Source organism: Sphingobium sp., from assembly GCF_032153725.1.
Taxonomy (GTDB): Bacteria; Pseudomonadota; Alphaproteobacteria; order Sphingomonadales; family Sphingomonadaceae; genus Sphingobium.
In genome coordinates this window covers 1-14,875 of record NZ_JALDYQ010000096.1, presented here as the reverse complement: position 1 = coordinate 14,875, position 14,875 = coordinate 1, and the positions used below count along the sequence as shown (strand labels likewise).

The following is a 14,875-nucleotide window of genomic DNA, read 5'->3' as shown; positions in this document are numbered from 1 at the left end:
CGCCCCGCCTTTCAACCTCACCGGTTACGTCCGGCAGGCTTGGTAGCGCTCTTTACGGGATCAGCAGCGTGCTTCCGACGGTCTTCCGCGCCTCCAGCGCATGATGCGCCGCTGCCGCATCCGCCAGTGCAAAGCGTTGACCGATGACCGCCTGCACCACGCCACGGGCCATGCGATCGAACAGCCGTTGAGCAGTGTTCGCCAACTCTTCGGGCGTGGCAATATAATCGTATAGCGTCGGTCGGGTGACGTAGAGCGAACCGCCCCGGCTGAGATCGAGCAGGCTGACGGGTGGGACGGCGCCCGAGGCATTGCCATAGCTGACCATCAGCCCGCGCCGCTTGAGCGAGGACAGGGATGCGCTCCAGCTATCCTTTCCGACACCGTCATAGACGACATCGACACCTTCGCCCCCGGTTAGCGCGCGCACCGTGGCGGCCAGGCTGTCCAGGGGGCCGTGCAGGCTATGGTCGGCCTCCACCGTCGCGGCTTTTTCGGCCGATCCGCAATGGGCGATCACGATCACGCCCTTGTCGCGCAACCATGGCACCAGCACGGAACCGACGCCGCCCGCCGCGGCATGGACCAGCGCGACCTGTCCGGCCCGCAAAGCGATGCTGTCCTCAGCCAGATAGCAAGCGGTCATGCCCTTCAGCATCATGGCGGCGGCATCTTCGGTGCTGACGCTGTCGGGAATCTTCACCACCCGGTCTGCCGCCACGATCCGGTGACTGGCATAGGCACCCAGCCCGCTCGCGCAGCCCACCTTGTCGCCGACTGAAAAACCCGGCACGCCCCGACCGATCGCAGCGACGTGCCCCGCCCCCGCTGACCCACCGACGCCGGTACAACCCCCTCTGACCCCAGCGGGGTGGGCAGGGGCGCGGGATAGAGGCCGGTGCGATAATAGGTGTCGATGAAATTCAGGCCGACGGCATCCTGCGCGATCAGCAGTTCGCCTTCGCCGGGATCGCCGGGATCGAACTCTTCCCGCGCGATCACATCCGGTCCGCCATGGGCACGGGCCACCATCCGCCAGGCCTGCGTCATCCTGCAGTCTCCCTGTCAGAGATGGGCGGCAAAGAAATCAGCGGTGCGGCCGTCCGCCAGCCGCGCGCCTTCCTCATGACGCCGATGGCCCATTTCGGCGGCAAACCCATGATCCAGCCCCTCATAATCATGCAGGGTGACATGGCGGTTGTCCGTCAGCCCCTCATGCATTTTCTGCTGCGCTTCGGCCGGAACGAAGCCATCGGCGGTCGGAATATGCAGCAGCACAGGCTTGCCGATCGCATGCTGTTCGTTCAGCAGGCCGTCAATGCCGACCCCATAATAGCCGACAAAGGCATCGCCGTCGGTGCGGCAGGCCGACATGAACACCAATCGTCCGCCCAGGCAATAGCCGACCAGCCCAACCTTACCTGCCTGCCCCAGCTCGGCGCGGGCGGCCTTGATGGTCGCTTCGATATCGCGAATGCCCTGGTCCTGATTGAACTTCTGCATGTGGCCGATTGCCGCCTGGAAATCGTCGGCCAGATCGGCGTTCAATTCGACATGGGGCTTTTCCCGCCAGAACAGGTCGGGGGCCAGAGCAAGATATCCCACCGCCGCCCAGTCGTCACATTTGCGACGAATACCCTCGTTCACGCCGAAAATTTCCTGGACCACCACGATCGCCGCCTTGGGCGTTCCTTCCGGCCGGGCAACATAGACATCAAATCGGGCATCGCCCTCCAGGGTGGAGATGGATGTAAATGCCGCCATGGGAATATCCTTTCCGTTCTTCTTCTTTAGAGCCGTTCCTTATCAGCATAATGGCGCTTGCCGGGCGTAGCGCAACCGTCCTTGGCATCAAAAAATTTGCCTTGCCCACCCTTGATGCGGCATGAGGTGAATGATGGGTGCCCCCAGCAAAAGGTAATGAGAAATGAAGGTCAGCGTGGACGTCGACTGCACTCCTGCGGAGGCCCGGGCTTTTCTGGGATTGCCGGATGTCACCCCCATTCACGACAAATATGTGAAGACGATGCTCGACAGCTTCGACGGCGTCGCCAATGTCGAGCAGATGGAAACGCTGTTCAAAAGCTTTTCGCCGCTGGGCGATGCCGGCATGCGGCTGTTCAAGCAGATGATGGATATCGGCTTGGCGGGAATGGCCGGCAAGAATGGCGATAAGACCTGACCTCCGGCTGACCCATTTCGAAAAGACGGCGCCGTGACGGATACTATCTTTGCCCTGTCAAGCGGTGCGCCTCCAGCCGGCATCGGCGTGGTCCGTATCAGCGGCCCGGCGGCTGGGCTGGCTCTTGCTACCGTTGCAGGGGCGATGCCGCCTCCGCGCCGCGCGCGGCTTTCCTTCTTGACCGATCCGCGCGACGGTAGCCTGCTGGACCGCGCATTGATCCTGTGGTTTCCCGGTCCTGCGACAGCGACCGGCGAAGATTTGGCGGAATTGCATTGTCATGGCGGGCGCGCGGTCATTGCCGCGGTGGAGGAAGTGCTCGGCACGGTTCCTGGATTGCGGCGCGCGGAACCCGGAGAATTCACCCGCCGCGCCTTTGCCAGCGGCCGCATGGATCTGAACGCGGTGGAGGGGTTGTCCGATCTGCTGGCGGCTGAAACGCAGCAGCAGCGGCGGGCGGCGCTGCTGATGGCGGAAGGGCATTTCTCCCGCCGCGTGGAGGGTTGGCGCGGCACATTGCTGGAACTGTCGGCCATGACGGAAGCGGCACTCGATTTCTCCGATGAAGATGATGTTCCCGACCTGGGGATTGAGGGCCGGATCGGCGCAGGCATTTGCGCCTTGGCGCAGGATATCGAGACGGTGCTGGCGGCCCCGTCGGCGGAGCGGTTGCGCGATGGGGTAAGGGTGGTTTTGGCTGGCCCCCCCAATGCAGGCAAATCGACGTTGCTCAACCGGCTCGTCGGGCGGGAAGCCGCCATCGTGTCCGATATCGCGGGGACGACCCGTGACCGGATTGAGGTGCCCGCCGCGCTGGCAGGCGTCGCTTTCCTGTTCACCGATACGGCAGGCCTGCGCGCGGAGACGGGCGATGCGATCGAGGCGATCGGCATGGACCGGGCGCGTGGCGCGCTTGATGCCGCTGACATCATTCTCTGGCTGGGGCCTGCCGAAGAAGCGCCCCGCGCGGATGCCGTGCTGCTCGCCGCGCAATGCGATCGGACGGGGGATGATCGTCCGGGCCTCCGCCTGTCTGCGGTGACAGGGGAGGGCATGGCGGAGCTGGTCGGGACATTGCTCGATCGGGCCGCCGGGCTGTTGCCGGGGGACGGCGATTATGCCCTGCACCAGCGTCAACGCGAAGCGGTAGGGCTTTTGCGATCCCATCTGGAGGCGGCGCAGATGGCCCATGATCTATTGATCACGGCGGAGGAATTGCGGCGGTCCCGCAACGCGATCGATCAATTGACCGGCCGGGCGGGCACGGAAGATATGCTCGATCGTCTGTTCGCCGGTTTCTGCATCGGCAAATGATGATGTTCCACGTGGAACAGTTTGGACCGGGCGCCCGCATCTGATAAGGGGGCGCGCATGCGAGAAAGCTATGATGTGATCGTGGTCGGCGGCGGCCATGCGGGCTGCGAGGCGGCAGCGGCGGCGGCGCGCAAGGGCGCGTCGGTCGCGCTGCTGACCTTTGAGAAGGCGACCGTCGGCGCCATGTCGTGCAATCCCGCCATTGGGGGACTGGGCAAGGGCCATCTGGTGCGGGAGGTCGATGCGCTCGACGGGCTGATCGCGCGGGCCGCGGATGCGGCTGCGATCCATTATCGGATGCTTAACAGCAGCAAGGGCGCGGCCGTCCAGGGGCCGCGCATCCAGGCGGACCGGAAGCGCTATCGCGCCGAAATTCATCGCCTGCTCGATGCCCAGCCGGGATTGGAGATCGTGGAAGGGGAAGCAACGGCCCTTCTTCTGTCGCAGGGAGAAGTGGCAGGACTGGCGCTGGCGGACGGGCGGAACATCGGCGCGGCTGCAGTAGTGCTGGCGACCGGTACCTTTTTGGGCGGCAAGCTGTTTCGGGGGGAGGAAAGCACGACCGGTGGTCGTACCGGCGAACGAGCAGCCACCACGCTTGGGGTTCAGCTCCGGGCGCTGGAACTGCCGATCGGACGGCTCAAGACTGGCACGCCGCCGCGCCTCGACGGACGCACTATCGACTGGGCGCGCCTCGACGAACAGCCGTCGGACGGAGCGAGCTGGACCATGTCGGGGCTGTCTCCGGGCCGGGTTCTGCCTCAACTCAGCTGTGCGATCACCCGCACCAATGAGCGGACTCATGCCATCATCCGGGACGGTCTGGGGCGCTCACCGCTGTTCAGCGGCGCGATCGAAGGGCGTGGCCCGCGCTATTGTCCGTCGATCGAGGATAAGGTGATACGCTTTGCTGATCGGGACGGGCATCAGATTTTTCTGGAGCCTGAGGGGCTGGACGATCATCTCGTCTACCCCAATGGGATCAGCACCTCGCTTCCGGCCGATGTCCAACTGGCGATGGTGCGGTCCATGGCGGGACTTGAAAGCGCCGAGATTGCCGTGCCCGGCTATGCCGTGGAATATGACCATATCGATCCGCGCGCGCTCGATTCGACATTGGAGGTGCGTGCTGTCGCGGGATTATTCTGCGCCGGCCAGATCAATGGCACCACCGGCTATGAGGAGGCTGCCGCCCAAGGCCTGGTGGCGGGCGTCAATGCTGCCGCGCGGGCTCGGGGCGACGAGCCACTCCTGTTGGATCGGGCGAGCAGCTATATCGGCGTGATGATCGACGATCTGGTCCTGCAAGGGGTGACGGAGCCGTATCGCATGCTCACCGCCCGTGCCGAATATCGGCTTCGGTTGCGCGCCGACAATGCAGGGACGAGGCTTGCTCCCGTGGCGCGCCATCACGGCATCATGGGGCCGGAACGCGCCGGCCATTATGCCAGGCGCGAAGCCGAACGTCGGATTGCAGAAGCGCAATTGGAACGCCTGCTGTCCTCAACCGAAATGGCCAGAGCGGGGGCTGGGGTCCGGCAGGATGGGACACGGCGCTCCCTGTTCGACTGGGCCCGCTTCCCGGAAGTCAGGCGCGAGCTTCTTTTTGATCTGGCGCCGGCCCTGTCGCAAATATCGGATGATGTGCGCGACGAGATTCTTGAGGACGCCCATTATGCCCCCTATCTCGAACGGCAGGATGCCGAGATTGCGGAGATGCGCCGCAATGAGCGCGTGATGATTCCCGCAGATTTTGATTTCAGCGCGATCGGGGGATTGTCTACCGAAATGATCGAACGGCTCAACATGGCACGCCCGGATAGTTTGGCGGCGGCGAGTCGTATTCGCGGCATAACGCCCGCCGCGCTCGCTGCCCTTCTCATCCATGTCCGGCGGCATGCCGCGTGACCGAAGAAGAAGCGCGGGCGTGGGTGGAGCAGCGGTTTGATGTTCCACGTGAAACATGGCGGAGGTTGGACCGCTATGTCGCCATCCTTCTGGCGGAAATGGAGCAGCAAAATCTCATAGCGGAATCGACCCGGCCTCATATCTGGGCCCGGCATATCGTTGATTCGGCCCAGCTCATTCCCTTGGCGGAACGGGCCGGGGAGGGGCCATGGATTGATCTGGGTTCGGGGGCCGGCTTGCCCGGCATCGTTGTCGCAATCCTTCAGGACCGGCCGGTGCAAATGGTCGAATCGCGCCGCAAGCGCATAGATTTTCTCAACGGCGTGATTTCCGAACTCGGATTGTCCGCCTGCGTCTTTGGAGGGCGGGTGGAGGTCATGCCCGTTGCGCGCGCAACGGTTATCAGCGCGCGCGCTTATGCTCCCTTACCCAAATTGCTCGAATCGGCGGTACATCTGTCCGATGAAAAGACGATTTGGGTGCTGCCAAAGGGACGAAATGCGCAGAATGAACTGGAGACGGCGACTCGATCATGGCAAGGTGTGTTCCACGTGGAACGCAGCGTGACTGACGCGGATAGCGCGATCATCGTCGCAGAGGCGGTCCGGTCCATCAGGAGGAAAGCCCGAGGATGATCCGTATTGCCATAGCCAATCAGAAGGGCGGCGTCGGGAAAACCACGACCGCGATCAACCTGGCCACGGGTTTGGCTGCGACAGGCCTTCGGGTATTGTTGGTGGACCTTGATCCGCAGGGCAACGCATCCACCGGCTTGGGCGTGAACCAGTCCGACCGCGCGCAGTCGAGCTATGACCTGCTCCTCGGCAATTGCGCGCTGGACGATGCGATCCTCACCACCCGGGTCCCCAAGCTCGATATCGTGCCTGCGACGCAGGATTTGTCGGGCGCGGAGATCGAACTGATCGAATATGAGGAACGCACCCACCGTCTGGAGCGGGTATTGTCGGAGGCGCAGCCGGGACGTTGGGACATCTGCCTGATCGATTGTCCGCCGTCGCTCGGCTTGCTTACCATCAACGCGATGGTTGCGGCACAGTCGTTGCTGGTTCCGCTGCAATGTGAGTTTTTCGCTCTGGAGGGGTTGTCCCAACTTCTCCAGACGGTGGAGCGAATCCGCGGCCGCTTCAATCCGATCCTTTCGATCATGGGCGTCGCGCTCACCATGTATGATCGCCGCAACCGTTTGACCGATCAGGTAGCGGACGATGTGCGCGCCTGTCTTGGCGATCTTGTCTTTTCAACGGTTATTCCCCGCAATGTGCGTTTGTCGGAAGCGCCCAGCCATGGCGTTCCGGCCCTGATCTATGATTTCCGCTGTCCGGGGTCGGAAGCCTATATGCGTCTGGCGCGCGAATTGATCGCACGCCTGCCCCGTCAGGAGGTCGCTGCTTGAGTAATGAGAATATGATGAAGTCAGCCAAGCGTCCTCATGGTCTTGGCCGGGGACTCTCGGCGCTGCTGGGGGATGTCGCGCGGGAAGAGCCGGTGGCGCCCACCGCCGCTACCCCGCCGTCGACCAAGACGATCCAGAGCATTGAAGTCGCCCTGATTCAGCCCCATCCCGAACAGCCCCGCCGTCATTTCGACGACGGCGCGCTACAGGAACTGGCCGACAGCATCGCCAAGCGCGGCGTCATCCAGCCGATCATCGTGCGGCCTCATGGCGGCGGCTTCCAGATCGTGGCGGGCGAGCGTCGCTGGCGCGCGGCCCAGCGCGCACAGCTTCACCGCATTCCCGCCATTGTCCGCGATTTCGATGAAGCGGAAACGTTGGAAATCGCACTGATCGAAAATATCCAGCGCGAGGATCTCAATCCGATCGAAGAGGCGGAAGCCTATCGAAAGCTGATCGCCGAATTTCATCACAGTCAGGAGGCGCTGGGCCGGCTTGTCGGCAAATCGCGCAGCCATGTCGCCAATCTGATGCGCCTTCTCGATCTGCCAGTGCCAGTGCAGCAGCAGGTGATCGAACAGAAGCTGAGCATGGGTCATGCTCGCGCCTTGATCGGTGCGCCCGATTGCGAATCTCTGGCGCGGACTGTCGAAACCCGGGGCCTTTCCGTTCGCGACACGGAGCAACTCGTGCGGCGCGCGAAGAAGGGCGATGAGGCGCCAAGCCGACAGCGGACCGTCGCGCCCAGCAGGGAAAATGACGCCGACCTTGCCGCTCTGGAACAGCATCTTGCCGATATTTTGGGCGTGAAGGTCGATATCGCCTATGGTCAGGGCGCTGGCGGCATTCTGTCCCTGCATTATTCGACGCTCGACCAGCTTGACATGCTTTGCCAGCGCCTGTCGGGCGAACGAATCTAAAGGCTCTTTCAGCGAAGAAAAAGGCTGGCGGCTCTCCGCATTTCCTGCGGCAGCCACTGGCCTTTTTTGAGTCAAATCCTTAGCCTGCCACCATGGCAGACATTTCATCCTCCCCCGCCGCCGCGCCGCATGTCATCCGTCGTGAAGATTATCGCCCGCCGGATTGGCTGGTCCCCGCTATCGCCCTGGACTTCGATCTGGATGCGGCGACGACACGGGTGCGTGCGGTCCTGTCTGTTACCCGAAATGGCGATCATGATCGCCCGCTGAAGCTGGACGGCGATGGACTCATGCCGCTGGACATCAGGGTGGATGGCGAACCGTTGGCCACGGACCAATGGTCGCTGGAAGCGGGCGCCTTGATCATCGCGCTCCCCGGCACCATCCATCAAGTCGAAACGCTGGTGGAGATCGCGCCCCAGAGCAACAGCAAGCTGATGGGGCTTTATGCCAGCGGCGGCCTGCTTTGCACCCAGTGCGAGGCGGAAGGCTTCCGCCGCATCACCTTCTTTCCCGATCGCCCCGATGTGCTGTCGCGCTACTCTGTGCGCATGGTGGCGTACAAGACGCTTTATCCCGTGCTGCTGGCGAATGGCGATCCGGTCGAGCAGGGGGATTTGCCCGATGGCCGGCATTGGGCCCGCTGGGACGATCCCTTTCCCAAACCCTGCTATCTCTTCGCGCTGGTCGCGGGCGATCTGGCCTGCAATGCCGACCGTTTCGTGACGATGAGCGGTCGAGAGGTGCAACTGGGCATCTGGGTCAAGGAAGCGGACCTTCCCCGCACCGCCCACGCCATGCAGGCGCTGAAGAACAGCATGGCCTGGGATGAGCGGGTCTATGGTCGCGAATATGATCTCGACGTGTTCAACATCGTCGCCGTCGCTGATTTCAATTTTGGCGCGATGGAGAATAAGGGGCTCAACATCTTCAATTCGCGCTACATATTGGCCGATCCGGAAACCGCGACCGACCTCGATTATGATGGCGTCGAAGGGGTGGTCGCCCATGAATATTTCCATAACTGGTCGGGCAACCGGGTCACCTGCCGCGACTGGTTCCAATTGAGCCTGAAGGAAGGCTTCACCGTATTTCGCGACCAGAATTTCTCCGCCGACATGGGAAGCCATGCGGTCAAGCGGATCGAGGATGTCCGCATCCTGCGGGCCGCCCAGTTTCAGGAGGATTCGGGGCCTCTGGCGCATCCGGTTCGTCCAGAATCCTATATGGAAATCAGTAACTTCTACACAGCGACTATCTATAATAAGGGGGCGGAGGTCATCCGGATGATGGCGCGGATGCTGGGCGCTTAACGCTTCCGCGCGGCGACTGATCTCTATTTCGACCGCCATGATGGGGAGGCGGCCACTTGCGAGGATTTCGTGCGTGCGATGGAGGAGGGCGGGGAGGTCGACCTTAGCCAGTTCCGCCGTTGGTATGAGCAGGCGGGGACGCCGCATGTCCGGGCGCTGTTGACCCACGATCCGGTGAGCCAGAGCGCGACCCTGCTGCTGGAGCAGACCGTTCCGCCGACGCCGGGCCAGCCGCAAAAGCAACCCATGGCGATACCGCTGCGAACCGCCCTGTTCGACCCGGAGTCGGGCAAGAGCCGGGGCGACGAACTGCTGATGTTGACGGAGGCCAAGCAGAGTTTTGCCTTCACCGGCTGGGGAAGGGCGCCCATATTCTCGATCAACCGGGGTTTTTCCGCGCCGGTAATCGTCGAAACCAACCGCAGCCAGGCCGACCTTGCCTTCCTGTCGGCCCATGATGACGATCCCTTCGCCCGTTATGAAGCGATGCAGCAGCTGCTGGTGAACGTGCTGGTCGGCCGCATCGGCGGGCAGGATGTCGATGAGGATGCGGTCGTCGCGGCGATCCGAGACACCGCGATCGATCCCCTGCTCGATCCGGCCTTCGTCGCCGAAGCCATCCGCCTGCCGAGCGAAGCCTATCTGGGCGACCAGTTGGCGGTGGTCGATCCCGATGTGATCCACGCCGTGCGGGATGCCCTGCAACACCGGATAGGCGCCGAGCTGGAGCCGTTGTGGCGTGACGTTCATGCCAGGACGAAGGCCAACGCCTTTGCGCTGTCATCCGTTGCCAAGGGCGCGCGCAAGCTGCGCAATACGGCCCTGTTCTACCTCGTGGCCTCAGGCGCGAACGACGGCCCGGCCATTGCCTTCGACCAGTTCAGCGAAGCCGACAATATGACCGAACGGCAGGCGGCACTCGCAACGCTGGCCAATGGCACCAGCGCGGAGCGGGAGGCGGCGCTGGACATCTTCTACAACCGCTATCGCGACGATGCGCTGACGCTGGACAAATGGTTCCAGACCCAGGCATTCGCCTTCCATCCCGACACGGTCGATCTGGTGGAGGAACTGGGCAAGCACAGGGATTTCACGCTGGGCAATCCTAATCGGGTGCGTTCGCTCTATGGCGCTTTTGCCGGCAATCAGTGGGCGTTCCACCATCGGCCGGGCAAGGGTTATCGCCTGGTGGCGGACTGCATCATCGCGCTGGACAGGCTCAACCCGCAGACGGCCGCCCGGCTGGTGCCGCCGCTGGGCCGCTGGAAGCGGTTCGACGAGGCACGCGCAAGGTTGATGCGCGCCGAACTGCAACGCATCTTCGCTGAGCCGGGCTTGTCGAAGGACGTGACCGAACAGGTCAGCAAAAGCCTGGAATGAGCGGCCGCGAGCGCTGCCCTAGCCGGTTCCCACTTTCGCGCGCGCTGCCCTAACGCCCCTGCGCCGCGAGCCAGGCCGCCACATCGGCGGCCACCTTGTTGGCGGCGCGGTTGAGCGGAATGGCGATGCTTTCCGCGTCGATCTTGCCGCCCACCGGCGCACTGGCGGTGAAGCGCTGCTTGGCGATGGCCACCCCGCCTGGTCCGGCAAGCATCGCGTCATAGGTCACGACGGCGCTGTTGCTTGCATCGTCCAAACCGAAATCGACCAATTCGCCCATAAGCCGCTGTCCGGCATCAGCCGAATATTGGCCCGGATCAAGCACGATGCGGTCGCTGCCGGCGGCGATGGTTTCCGCCAACAGTTTCTGAAACAGGTGGCGCGGCGTATCGGCCCATTGCACCTTGGTCACATAAGCAACCGATGTCGGCGCGATCCGAACCGGCACACGCACCGTATCGAGCATTTTGGGGGCTTCAGGGTCAGCAACGGTGATCGTCCGGCCCGCATTCGCTTGGCGTAGCGTCCCCGGCGCTACTTTCTGCGCGGCATCGAGCGAGAGCAGCCGTTCAGGGGGCTTGCCGCCGAAGGACACGCAGCCCGACAGCAGGAAAGCGAAGGCAAATGCCGGACCGGATTTCTTGTGGAACATCATGGCGTCCTCTTAACGCTTATAGTCGGGCAGTTTGGGCGATCCGACGATCGACCCGGCGCCCTGCTGATCGAGTTTTTCCGCCACGCCGCGGAAGGCGCGCGACATTTCGCGCAGGTCGCGCACCAGCTGGTTGACTTCCGGCATGGTCTGGTTGCTGAAGGCGCGAACGCCCGGCTGCGCTTCGGCGATCGTCCTGTCGAGCGTATCGATGCTGTGCGTTGCCGACTGCACGCTCTGGCGCAGGTCGGCCATCAATGGACGGCCTTCGTCATTCACCATGGAATTGGTGGTTGCGGCCAGCTGACCGATCTGTTCGGCGGCCATGCCGGTGCGCTGCACGGCGATGCGGGCCTCAGCCAGCGTCGCGGCGATTTCGGGGCTGCGATCGGCCAGTGACCCGGATATCCGCTCGACATTGGCCAATATGCTCGCGATCGATTGCTGATTCTTGTCGTTGAGCAATTCGGTCAGCCGTTCGGTCAGGGTCGACAGCCGCTCCAGCAGTTGCGGCGCATTGTTGAGCAATTCGCCCAGCGCGCCCGGCTTGGTCGGAATCACCGGCACGCCGTCCGGGCAGGAGGCGAGGGGGTTTTCGACCGGGCAGGTGATCGGCCGCGCGCCCTTGACGGCGCCATCCAGCACGATTTCCGATACCCCGGTGAAGCCGACGCCCGCGATGGTTGCCGTGGTGCCTTGCAGGACGGGCGTGCCCTCCTTCACCGAAATGCGCACCTTCACGAAGCTCGGGTCGCGCTTCCAGAGTTCGATCTTTTCGACCTGACCGGAAGGGACGCCGGAATAGTTGACGCTCGATCCCTTGGCCAGGCCGTTCACCGACTGCTTGAAGAAGATGTCATATTCCGCATTATTGCCTTGCGACAGACGCGAGAACCAGAAAGCCGCGATCATGATCGCCGCCAGCAACAGCAGCGTGACCGTGCCCACCAGCACATGGTTGGAGCGGGTTTCCATATTCTATCGCCTCTTGTCCTGTTCACGGGCCACCGCCGCCGTCGCGGCGCGCCCGCGCGGGCCGTTGAAATATTCCTGAATCCAGGGATGGTCGGTCGCCAGCAGTTCGTCGATCGTGCCGACCGCCGTCACCTTCCTGTCCGCCAGCACCGCGACCCGGTCGCAGATCGAATAAAGCGTGTCGAGATCATGGGTGATGAGGAAGACCGTCAACCCCAATGTCTGCTGCAATTTGCGCGTCTGGTCGTCGAAGGCCGCCGCGCCGATCGGGTCCAGCCCCGCCGTTGGCTCGTCCAGGAACAACAGATCGGGATCAAGTGCCAGCGCCCGCGCAAGGCCCGCGCGTTTCTTCATGCCGCCCGACAGTTCGGCGGGATATTTGGGGCCAGCCTCGGCGGGAAGCCCGGTCATGCGGATTTTATAGGCGGCGATCTCATCGCGCAGCCGCGGCCCGATATTGGGATAATATTCGCGGATCGGCACTTCGATATTCTCCGCCACGGTCAATGTGGAGAATAGCGCGCCGCCCTGGAACAACACGCCCCAACGCTTGCGGATCGCCAGCGCCTCATCGTCCAGACGGCCGATCATCGATTCGCCGAAGACGTGAATCTCGCCCTCATCGGGGGTCTGCAACCCGATGATCGAGCGCATCAGCACCGATTTGCCGGTGCCCGATCCGCCAACCACGCCCAATATCTCGCCCTTGCGGACGTCGAGTTCCAGTCCCTCATGCACCACCTGATTGCCGAAGCTGTTCTTGAGGTTGCGGACCGAGATGGCGACATTGTCCTTTTCAAGCGCCTTTTCGACCCGCGCTTCCTCGGCGGTGATCTCTTCCTCGGGCGCCATCAGTTCCAGCCCACCCAGGTAAAGAAGACCGCGAAAAAGGCGTCGATCACGATGACGAGGAAGATCGCCTGCACCACGGCGGATGTGGTGCGCAGCCCCACTTCCTCGGCATTGGCCTCGACCTGCAAGCCCTGAAAACAGCCCGCCAGCGCGATGATGATGCCGAACACCGGCGCCTTGATCAGGCCCACCCACAGGTCATGGATCGGCACCACCTCGCGCAAGCGCTGGACGAAGGTGATCGGCGGAATGTCGAGCGATACGGCGCACAGGAACCCGCCGCCGATCACCGCCACGACGGAGGCGTAGAAGCCGAGCAGCGGCATCATCACCACGACGGCGAGCGTGCGCGGCAACACCAGCGCCTCCATCGGCGACACGCCGATGGTGCGCATGGCGTCGACCTCCTCGGTCAGCTTCATCGTCCCCAGCTGCGCGGCAAAGGCGGAGCCGGATCGTCCCGCGACCATGATCGCCGTCATCAGCACGCCCAGTTCGCGGAAGGTGAGGCGCCCGACCAGGTTGATCGTCAGCATCTCCATGCCGAACTGGCGCAACTGCACGGAGCCTTGTTGCGCGATGACGATGCCGATCAGAAAGCTCATCAGGCCGATAATGCCGAGCGCCGAAACCCCCACCACCTCGAAGCGTTGCACCACCGCGTTGATGCGGAAACGGCCGGGATGGCGGATGACGTTCCACGTCGCCACCAGCGTACCGCCGAAAAAGCCGATCAGCCCGAGCAGCGTGGCGCCCGAAACGACCACCGCCTCGCCGATCTGGCCGACCACCCGTTGCCAGGGCGGGACATAGTCGGGACGGATATTGACCGGCTCATCGAGCTTTCCGACTGCCGCGATCAGCCTTTCCGCATCGCATTTGTCGCCCGTGACCGTGCAGTTCAATCGCTTGATCGTGCGATGCAGCACCCAGGCGCCGATCGTGTCCATATGGTCCACGTCGGTCAGGTCGAGCATATCGACCGGCCCCGCTATGGCATCCAGCCGGTCGGGCAGGTCATGCAGACAGGCGATGGAAAGATTGCCCGAAAGCCGGATGACCGCTCCGCCGTCGCGGATTTCCTGGGCAAGATCAGCGGCTTTGTTCATCAAGGCGGAGGTGTGATCCATTATCAGTTGCACGGCAAGCCGAAACGGCCCATCCGCACGGTCAAACGAAGGGGCGCCCCAAAAAGTTTCGGATACGGCATGACGCACAGGCTCGCATTTTACGATATGGACCGCACGGTCACCTTCACCGGCACTTATACGGGCTTTCTGATACACGTCGCGAAGAGCATGGCGCCGTGGCGTCTGGCGCTGTTTCCCGGCGTGATCCTGCTGATGCTGACCTATGTGCTGAAGCTGATCAGCCGCCAGCGGTTGAAGGAACTGAATCAGGCCCTGATGATCGGCCATAATGTCGAGCGGGCGAAGCTGATGCCCCATGTCGAAAGCTATGCGGCCAGGGTGGTGGCGCGCAATGTGCGGGCCGGCGCGCTGGCCCAGATCGCCCGGGACAAGGCGGACGGATACAGGCTGGTCCTCGCAACCGCTTCCTATCGCCTCTATGTGGAGCCGATCGCCCGCCATCTTGGCTTCGACGCGGTGATCGCCACGGATCATCTGTCACAGGATCTGCGCTATGTCCGCGCCCGGATTGCTGGCGAAAATTGCTATGACACCGGCAAGCTGCGTATGATCAAGGCGTGGATGGCGGCCGAAGCGATCGACCGGAGGCAGGCGCATATCCGTGCCTATTCGGATCATGTGTCCGATGCGCCGATGCTGGAATTTGCGGATATTCCTTTCGCGTCCAACCCGCACAAACCGTTGGCAAGGCTGGCGAGGGAACGCGGCTGGAACCGGGTCGACTGGAATTAGAGTGATTTCGAGCCAGATGCATCATCTGGCGGCTTGGAGATCACGGACAACAAAGAATAACTGGAGTCATTCCGGTTCAATC

General features: G+C 63.0%; 12 protein-coding genes and 2 pseudogenes. 8 read left to right on the top strand and 6 right to left on the bottom strand.

Features of this window, described 5'->3' with window-relative positions:
* Positions 1–52: 52 nt before the first annotated feature.
* Both RUH75_RS21290 and RUH75_RS21285 read right to left on the bottom strand, forming a co-directional pair.
* Positions 53–1,032: pseudogene (locus RUH75_RS21290) on the bottom strand (quinone oxidoreductase family protein).
* A 33-nt stretch (positions 1,033–1,065) separates the two neighbouring features.
* On the bottom strand, positions 1,066–1,764 hold the full coding sequence (locus RUH75_RS21285; protein WP_313809196.1) for a dienelactone hydrolase family protein: 699 nt from the start codon (positions 1,762–1,764) through the stop codon (positions 1,066–1,068).
* Positions 1,765–1,927: 163 nt separating this feature from the next.
* Between RUH75_RS21285 and RUH75_RS21280 the strand changes: the two genes are divergently transcribed.
* The 7 genes and pseudogenes from RUH75_RS21280 (at position 1,928) to pepN (ending at position 10,431) form a co-directional block, all read left to right on the top strand.
* A complete protein-coding gene (locus RUH75_RS21280) occupies positions 1,928–2,182 on the top strand; it encodes a DUF6489 family protein (RefSeq protein WP_313809195.1) in 255 nt (84 codons plus the stop codon).
* Between the two features lie 33 nt (positions 2,183–2,215).
* A complete protein-coding gene (mnmE, locus tag RUH75_RS21275) occupies positions 2,216–3,496 on the top strand; it encodes a tRNA uridine-5-carboxymethylaminomethyl(34) synthesis GTPase MnmE (RefSeq protein ID WP_313809194.1) in 1,281 nt (426 codons plus the stop codon).
* Positions 3,497–3,553: 57 nt separating this feature from the next.
* A complete protein-coding gene (gene mnmG / locus RUH75_RS21270; protein WP_313809193.1) occupies positions 3,554–5,404 on the top strand; it encodes a tRNA uridine-5-carboxymethylaminomethyl(34) synthesis enzyme MnmG in 1,851 nt (616 codons plus the stop codon).
* A complete protein-coding gene (gene rsmG, locus RUH75_RS21265) occupies positions 5,401–6,039 on the top strand; it encodes a 16S rRNA (guanine(527)-N(7))-methyltransferase RsmG (RefSeq protein ID WP_313809192.1) in 639 nt (212 codons plus the stop codon). Before mnmG ends, rsmG begins: the two co-directional genes overlap by 4 nt.
* Positions 6,036–6,818 (top strand): ParA family protein, encoded by a 783-nt coding sequence (locus RUH75_RS21260; RefSeq protein ID WP_313809191.1) that lies wholly within the window; start codon positions 6,036–6,038, stop codon positions 6,816–6,818. Before rsmG ends, RUH75_RS21260 begins: the two co-directional genes overlap by 4 nt.
* Before the next feature lie 14 nt (positions 6,819–6,832).
* Positions 6,833–7,738, top strand: coding sequence for a ParB/RepB/Spo0J family partition protein (locus RUH75_RS21255; protein WP_313809190.1), 906 nt, complete (start codon positions 6,833–6,835; stop codon positions 7,736–7,738).
* A 92-nt stretch (positions 7,739–7,830) separates the two neighbouring features.
* A pseudogene (gene pepN / locus RUH75_RS21250) lies at positions 7,831–10,431 on the top strand (aminopeptidase N).
* Between the two features lie 49 nt (positions 10,432–10,480).
* Here pepN and RUH75_RS21245 read toward each other — a convergent pair.
* From RUH75_RS21245 to RUH75_RS21230, 4 genes are read right to left on the bottom strand one after another with little or no spacing between them, the layout of a single operon-like run.
* A complete protein-coding gene (locus RUH75_RS21245; protein ID WP_409592413.1) occupies positions 10,481–11,086 on the bottom strand; it encodes an ABC-type transport auxiliary lipoprotein family protein in 606 nt (201 codons plus the stop codon).
* Positions 11,087–11,095: 9 nt separating this feature from the next.
* Entirely contained in the window at positions 11,096–12,058 is a 963-nt protein-coding gene (locus tag RUH75_RS21240) for an MlaD family protein (protein WP_313809188.1), read from the bottom strand.
* Positions 12,059–12,061: 3 nt separating this feature from the next.
* Positions 12,062–12,910: an ABC transporter ATP-binding protein gene (locus RUH75_RS21235; protein WP_313809187.1), complete on the bottom strand. Its 849-nt coding sequence runs from the start codon at positions 12,908–12,910 to the stop codon at positions 12,062–12,064.
* Positions 12,910–14,019: an ABC transporter permease gene (locus tag RUH75_RS21230; protein WP_313809186.1), complete on the bottom strand. Its 1,110-nt coding sequence runs from the start codon at positions 14,017–14,019 to the stop codon at positions 12,910–12,912. Before RUH75_RS21230 ends, RUH75_RS21235 begins: the two co-directional genes overlap by 1 nt.
* A gap of 99 nt (positions 14,020–14,118) precedes the next feature.
* Between RUH75_RS21230 and RUH75_RS21225 the strand changes: the two genes are divergently transcribed.
* Positions 14,119–14,793, top strand: coding sequence for an HAD-IB family hydrolase (locus RUH75_RS21225; RefSeq protein WP_313809185.1), 675 nt, complete (start codon positions 14,119–14,121; stop codon positions 14,791–14,793).
* Positions 14,794–14,875 lie beyond the last annotated feature (82 nt).

Excerpts from the sequence above, each read along its gene's own strand:
- RUH75_RS21285 (WP_313809196.1), bottom strand. The coding sequence starts at position 1,764 with ATGGCGGCATTTACATCCATCTCCACCCTGGAGGGCGATGCCCGATTT.
- RUH75_RS21280 (WP_313809195.1), top strand. The coding sequence starts at position 1,928 with ATGAAGGTCAGCGTGGACGTCGACTGCACTCCTGCGGAGGCCCGGGCT.
- mnmG (WP_313809193.1), top strand. The coding sequence starts at position 3,554 with ATGCGAGAAAGCTATGATGTGATCGTGGTCGGCGGCGGCCATGCGGGC.
- RUH75_RS21260 (WP_313809191.1), top strand. The coding sequence starts at position 6,036 with ATGATCCGTATTGCCATAGCCAATCAGAAGGGCGGCGTCGGGAAAACC.
- RUH75_RS21255 (WP_313809190.1), top strand. The coding sequence starts at position 6,833 with ATGAAGTCAGCCAAGCGTCCTCATGGTCTTGGCCGGGGACTCTCGGCG.
- RUH75_RS21245 (WP_409592413.1), bottom strand. The coding sequence starts at position 11,086 with ATGATGTTCCACAAGAAATCCGGTCCGGCATTTGCCTTCGCTTTCCTG.
- RUH75_RS21240 (WP_313809188.1), bottom strand. The coding sequence starts at position 12,058 with ATGGAAACCCGCTCCAACCATGTGCTGGTGGGCACGGTCACGCTGCTG.
- RUH75_RS21235 (WP_313809187.1), bottom strand. The coding sequence starts at position 12,910 with ATGGCGCCCGAGGAAGAGATCACCGCCGAGGAAGCGCGGGTCGAAAAG.
- RUH75_RS21230 (WP_313809186.1), bottom strand. The coding sequence starts at position 14,019 with ATGAACAAAGCCGCTGATCTTGCCCAGGAAATCCGCGACGGCGGAGCG.
- RUH75_RS21225 (WP_313809185.1), top strand. The coding sequence starts at position 14,119 with ATGACGCACAGGCTCGCATTTTACGATATGGACCGCACGGTCACCTTC.